At 69.9% G+C, this 2,369-nt stretch carries 1 protein-coding gene and 2 pseudogenes; all 3 read left to right on the forward strand.

Annotated features, from left to right (window positions below):
- Positions 1–440: pseudogene (locus EV662_RS19785) on the forward strand (hypothetical protein); the annotation flags it as partial.
- Between the two features lie 91 nt (positions 441–531).
- The gene (locus tag EV662_RS19285) at positions 532–1,575 is read left to right on the forward strand and encodes a DUF7146 domain-containing protein (RefSeq protein ID WP_132466518.1); all 1,044 of its coding nucleotides are present in this window, start codon (positions 532–534) and stop codon (positions 1,573–1,575) included.
- A gap of 248 nt (positions 1,576–1,823) precedes the next feature.
- Positions 1,824–2,369 (forward strand): annotated as a pseudogene (locus EV662_RS19290) (hypothetical protein); the annotation flags it as partial.

The following is a 2,369-nucleotide window of genomic DNA, read 5'->3' on the forward strand; positions in this document are numbered from 1 at the left end:
GCGCCATCGCGCATGCGGATGTGCTGGCCGGAACCGTCGGGCTCGACATGGGGCGCGCGGGCTGGACTGCGGCGGGCGACAACTACCTCGGTCGGGTCACTAAGGCACGCATCCTCGAGGCCGTGCGCGAGGCGAAGGGTGAGGCCGCCGCCGAGCAGATCGCCGGGCTGAAGAAGGCGGAGATGGTGACGGCCGCCGAGGATCTGCTCTCCGGCACCGGCTGGCTGCCGGACCCGCTGCGCACGCCGCCGCTGCCGGAGGGGGACGCGCCGGAGATCGAACTGCTCGACGAGGCGGACAATACGTCCGAGGCCAATCCCGACAGCGGCGAAGCGCAATCGGCGGAAGACGGCGGCGAACCGGCTATGGGAGAGTCCGAGACTTCGGGCGAAGATGACCCCGTCGCCGGTGAGGCCGTCCTCCAGACCGCAGCGGAGTGATCGTCGAGCAGGGCCGCACCTTTCCCCAAGGGGGTCGGCCGCGGGGGTCCGCCAGTCCTGGCGGGCCCCTTCTTCTGTCCCGGAGGTCCCGATGCACAGCCCCGCCGCCGAGATCGCCCGCCGCCTGGCCGAGGAGGCCGAGGCCGTCTGCCGCCATTACCTCTCTAACGGGCGTAGGCAAGGGCAGTACTGGCTCGTCGGCGATGTGCAGAACACGCCGGGGCACAGCCTCTATGTCCGACTGACGGGGCAGGCCTCCGGGCCAGGGGCCGCCGGCAAGTGGACGGATTCCGCGACCGGACAGCATGGCGACCTTCTGGATCTGATCGCACTGACCATGGGAATTGCCACTCTCAAGGAGACACTGAAGGAGGCCCGAAGGTTTCTCAGCCTGCCGCAAAACGGCAGGCCACGCGTCGTCAAGGCGCCAGCCGACCGCGGGTCACAAGAGGCGGCGCGGCGGCTCTGGGCCATGGGTCTGCCGATTTCGGGCACGCTGGCCGAACGCTACCTCGCGGGGCGCGGCCTGACCGGGCTGGGCCGCCTCGACAGCCTGCGGTTCCACCCGAAGTGCTTCTACCGGCGCGAGGCTTGCCCGACGACCGATCCGCCGGAGAGCTGGCCGGCCCTCCTCGCCAAGGTCACGGACCTCGACGGGCGGCTGACGGGCCTGCACCGCACCTGGCTCGATCCTGCCACTGCAGGCAAGGCTCCTGTCGTTCCGCCCCGCAAGGCCATGGGGAACTTGCTTGGCCATGGCGTCCGCATCGGCGAACCGGACCGCGTGCTGGCGGTCGGCGAGGGGCTGGAAACCATGCTGTCGCTGCATCTCGCCCTGCCAGAGCTTCCTGTCGTGGCGGCTCTGTCCGCCGGCCATCTTGCAGCCCTGGCGTTGCCCCCGGGACTTCGCCGCCTCTACATCGCCATCGATGCCGATCCGGCGGGCCTGTCCGCGGCCGACCAACTGGCGCGGTGCGCCAAGGACGCCGAGATCGACACGATCCGCCTTTTCCCCGGTCTCGGCGATTTCAACGACGACCTGCGCGCCCATGGCCGCGACGAGCTTCGCGCACATCTCCGTCCGCAGCTCGCGCCGGAGGACGCGGCGGTGTTTCTCGACCACGCCATTCTCTGATCGGGAGCTGCCACCGGGCCAGCATCTCCGCAACCAGAGCCGCGCCTCGCGGACTTCCGAGAGCGGGCGAGTCGGAGCAGGGCCCGGCCGGGTCCGCAACGGCAAGCCGTCCTCCGCTGCGCTCCGGTTCCACCCCATCGCGCGAGCGCGACGGGGACCCCTGAGAATGCAGACCCGCCCGGCCCCCGCTTTCCGGTCGCCCGGGAAGGCCCGCGAGAGGCGCGGGTCCCGCAACCGGAGACGACACTATGACCGAGACTCCTCTTCAGACCCGATCCTCCACCGCCGTCGTGCTCGAGGAACTGCAGCTCTATGGCTGGCGCCCCTTCACGGACGAGCCCGATCCCCGACCCCTGCCGGATCCCGACGCCATTCGTTCCGCCGTCGCCGACATCTTCGACGCGCTCGTCTCGACCCTGTCCGATACACGACTGGAGCCCGACCTCGAGGATCTGCTCTGGTCAACGACAAACCTCTTCCACCGCACGGCCGAGCGCACGAGCCGCGACCTCGACACCAACGAACAGGCGCAGAAACGGGCGCAACGCGAGCAGGACGGGTCCGAGGTCCGGTCGGTCGAATTGGAAACCCTGATCGCCGAGGGCATCACGCTGCTCGAACGGCGCAACGCCTTTGAGGCCCTGCGCGATCTCGCGGCGGAGCTCTTCGAGACCCATCTCGGTCAGACCTGGCACCCAAGGGCCGGCAGCCATGTGAACCGCCGTACCCTGACCGCTTCGTTGATCGACAGCCGGGACCATCTCGCCGCGAAACGCCGGGCCGACCTGGAGCCG

Source organism: Rhodovulum marinum, from assembly GCF_004343075.1.
In the GTDB taxonomy this organism is placed as follows: Bacteria; Pseudomonadota; Alphaproteobacteria; order Rhodobacterales; family Rhodobacteraceae; genus Rhodovulum; species Rhodovulum marinum.

Excerpts from the sequence above, each read along its gene's own strand:
- EV662_RS19285 (WP_132466518.1), top strand. The coding sequence starts at position 532 with ATGCACAGCCCCGCCGCCGAGATCGCCCGCCGCCTGGCCGAGGAGGCC.